This is a genomic window from Mucilaginibacter sp. (assembly GCF_041663085.1).
Taxonomy (GTDB): domain Bacteria; phylum Bacteroidota; class Bacteroidia; order Sphingobacteriales; family Sphingobacteriaceae; genus Mucilaginibacter.
This window is the reverse complement of the sequence record NZ_JBAZRC010000253.1, coordinates 1-2,753: the sequence shown is the minus strand read 5'-3', so window position 1 is coordinate 2,753 and position 2,753 is coordinate 1. Positions and strand designations below refer to the sequence as shown.

Genomic DNA, 2,753 nt, shown 5'->3' with positions numbered 1-2,753 from the left:
ACGTTCCGCATTGCATCGTCATTTAAAGTATTTGCCCTTGCCGAGTCATTAGGAGGTGTTGAATCGTTGATTAACCACCCGGTTAGCATGACCCACGGTAGTATCCCTAAAGCTGAGCGCGATAAAGCCGGCGTGGTAGATAACCTGCTGCGTTTAAGCGTAGGGGTAGAGGATATTGAAGATCTGTTAGAAGATTTGAAACAAGCGTTAGCTTAAAAAAGAACCAAGGTATAAGAGTCAAGAGCCAAGACGACAAGTTCCTTTCTTGTTTCTTGGCTCTTGTTTCTTAATTCTAAAATTATGAACGATAACCTCAAAGCCTTCCTCGACCAAAAAGTAGCCCAATACAACCGCCCTGAGTTTATTGCTAACGACCCGGTAAGCATCCCGCACATGTTTAGCAAAAAGCAGGATATCGAGATCATGGGTTTTTGGGCTGCAACGCTGGCATGGGGGCAAAGGGTAACCATCATCAATAAGTGTAAGGAATTGATCACCCTGATGGATGGAGCGCCTTACGACTTCATCATCAATCATGAGGAACCTGACCTTAAGAAACTGCTGCACTTTAAGCACCGCACCTTTAATGATGTAGATACGCTGTATTTCATATCGTTTTTCAGATGGCATTTTGAGAATTTTGAGTCACTGGAGCAGGCATTTTTACCCCCCAGCCCCCTAAAGGGGGAGCAGAATAGCCTGCTTGCTAATCAAAGGTACCCCCTTCAGGGGGCGGAGGGAGCTGCCGAGGCTACTCTCAATCATTTCCGTTCCTATTTCTTTTCCCTGCCCGATTTTCCGCACCGTACAAAAAAGCATGTCTCGTCGCCATCACAAAAATCAACCTGTAAACGGCTGAATATGTTTCTGCGCTGGATGGTGCGCAATGATAATAATGGCGTTGATTTTGGCATCTGGAACAAACTAAAGCCTGCCGACCTGATCTGCCCCTGCGACCTGCATGTTGACCGTGTGGCCCGTAAACTCAAACTCATCAACCGCAAACAAACCGACTGGCAAACCGCTGTCGAACTGACCGAACGCCTCAAAGAGTTTGACCCGACAGACCCCGTTAAATATGATTTCGCCCTGTTTGGCCTGGGCATCGAAGAGCGCTGGGGGATTGAAGGGATACTGCCGGAGTTTTAGCATTACAGATCTTGCAAGGCCTTTCTGTAACCATATAACAAGTAAGATTTTTCTCGCTCGGTTACTGGATGGCCTACTGCTTCAGCATATAAAGCATATACTGCATTTTCGCCAGTTATGCCGGCGCCTACAACGTTATAGGCCCATTGTGAACATGCAACATGAAATTTGGTTGCAAATACTCCTTTCTCAATTATTACACCATCATATTCGTGGCCCTTTATGGGCGTCCAAACATCTAACTCACCTCCCGGTTTCGAAGCGCTCAATATCTTTTCTCTTATTTCTGTTTGCGCTATAAATGGCATACCATTAGGGACATCTTTATCAAGCTTTTGACTGCCAACCAAATTTAGTACAGCCTGTTTAAGTGCTGTGTAAGAAATTATTTTATAACTACGTTGATTAAATATGAGGCGGCCATTGTCAATCTTTGCAGTAGTATCATATCTATTAGCCAATAACTCGTTAGCACGCGTTTCGGTAATGTCACCGTCAAGGCCGCTATCTACTTCTTTTAATGACCGGGTGTACGGGTCTAAAATTGTAATTTTAAGTTGTTTATCTTTCTTTAATGAAAGCATTGTAGTGATCTTCCCGTTTTTAACAATTATAAAAAAGTTAGATGGGAGAGACGTTGCTGCTTTTTCAATCGCGCTAAGCGATGGAGTTTTACTTACAAATACAGAAGAGTTAGTATTTTCGATATTATCGCGCAGGGTATAATAATTACAAGACAATAAATAACCATTGGTGTTTTCTTCAGATAAGCTTATCGAATTAAAAATAGGGTTCCCGTGCTTGTCTTTTTGTGCAAATGCAGTGTTAATAAATAATACGAAGAAGGCAAATAATAATTTTTTCATTAGTTTAGGGTTGCAATGATAAATATACACAATTACTAACACTTGAATAACCCGGACGTAGTTTGACAAAAAAGGAAGAATATTACATTTCAGATTTTACAAATGGCAAAAGCGATCACACCCTCGCTTTATTCAATCACTTTATTACCAAGTTTAATACTATTGGTAAAGTTGATATAATCCCATTAAAAGCCATGATAGGACTGGATAACGGAACCAAACGTATAGCCTATATTACACAATTAGGCAAAAACTTTATCCATGTCGTATTCCCGCTTAAGCAGGGATATTTTGATAATATGTGTTTTACCAAAATACCGCAGGTACCGGGCCAGCAACAGTTCAATCATCATTTCAGGATGTTGAACCTTAACGATGTGAACGACGAGGTAATGAGTTTTATGCGATTGGCTTATCGTGGAGAGCCTGAAGAGTAGCTTATACTAAGCTAGTTTCCAATCAGGGCGCTCAAAATGGCATGTATAACCGTAAGGGTTCTTTTTTAAATAATCCTGATGTTCCTCTTCCGCATTCCAAAAATCGGTTTCGGGCACCACTTCGGTAACTATTTTACCCGGCCAAACGCCGGACGCATCCATCTCTGCGATCAATGCATTTGCTATATCGCGTTGACTTTCGTTGCTGTAAAAAATGGCAGAACGGTAGGAAGTACCTACGTCATTGCCTTGCCTGTTCCGTGTTGTAGGATCATGGATCTGGAAAAAGTATTCCAGCAGT

Annotated in this window: 5 protein-coding genes; 3 read left to right on the top strand and 2 right to left on the bottom strand. The window is 42.0% G+C overall.

The genetic code is table 11. From position 1 onward, the window contains the following. Both WC615_RS23255 and WC615_RS23250 read left to right on the top strand, forming a co-directional pair. Positions 1-216: PLP-dependent transferase (locus tag WC615_RS23255; protein WP_372980409.1), on the top strand; the 216-nt coding region annotated here is incomplete at its 5' end. 84 nt (positions 217-300) lie between these two features. Continuing rightward, positions 301-1,149: a TIGR02757 family protein gene (locus WC615_RS23250; RefSeq protein ID WP_372980408.1), complete on the top strand. Its 849-nt coding sequence runs from the start codon at positions 301-303 to the stop codon at positions 1,147-1,149. Positions 1,150-1,151: 2 nt separating this feature from the next. Here WC615_RS23250 and WC615_RS23245 read toward each other — a convergent pair whose 3' ends face one another. After that, complete coding sequence (locus WC615_RS23245; RefSeq protein ID WP_372980407.1) at positions 1,152-2,015, bottom strand: hypothetical protein; 864 nt, start codon at positions 2,013-2,015, stop codon at positions 1,152-1,154. Positions 2,016-2,077: 62 nt separating this feature from the next. On the opposite strand from WC615_RS23245, the gene WC615_RS23240 reads away from it, so the two are divergent. After that, a complete protein-coding gene (locus WC615_RS23240; protein WP_372980406.1) occupies positions 2,078-2,452 on the top strand; it encodes a DUF5655 domain-containing protein in 375 nt (124 codons plus the stop codon). A gap of 6 nt (positions 2,453-2,458) precedes the next feature. Here the strand turns inward: WC615_RS23240 and WC615_RS23235 are convergent. After that, positions 2,459-2,753: peptide-methionine (S)-S-oxide reductase MsrA (locus tag WC615_RS23235; RefSeq protein ID WP_372980405.1), on the bottom strand; the 295-nt coding region annotated here is incomplete at its 5' end.